1 pseudogene is annotated in these 244 nt (G+C 66.0%); it reads left to right on the top strand.

Going from position 1 to position 244, the window contains the following annotated elements:
* A pseudogene (locus tag QSV46_RS40745) lies at positions 1-244 on the top strand (ribokinase); the annotation flags it as partial.

A 244-nucleotide genomic window follows, 5' to 3' on the forward strand; every position in this document is an offset into this window, starting at 1 on the left:
GGCCTATCTGGCCCATACGGGCAGGACCACGGCGCTCCTTGCCCGGCTTGGTACGGACTCCCTGTCGGTGGGACTTCTGGATCAACTCGGGACAAGCGGCATTGATCTGCGCTTTCTTGAACAGGCACCGGATGCTGGTCCCCAGGTCTCCGTTGCGATCAATCACAGTCACGAGCGGGCGTTCCTGTCGCGGCGGGCCGGTTCAGCGCGGCCGGCGGCGTTGTTGCCGGCTCTCGCCTGGGAG

The organism is Bradyrhizobium cosmicum, from assembly GCF_032290525.1.
Classification (GTDB): Bacteria; Pseudomonadota; Alphaproteobacteria; order Rhizobiales; family Xanthobacteraceae; genus Bradyrhizobium; species Bradyrhizobium cosmicum_A.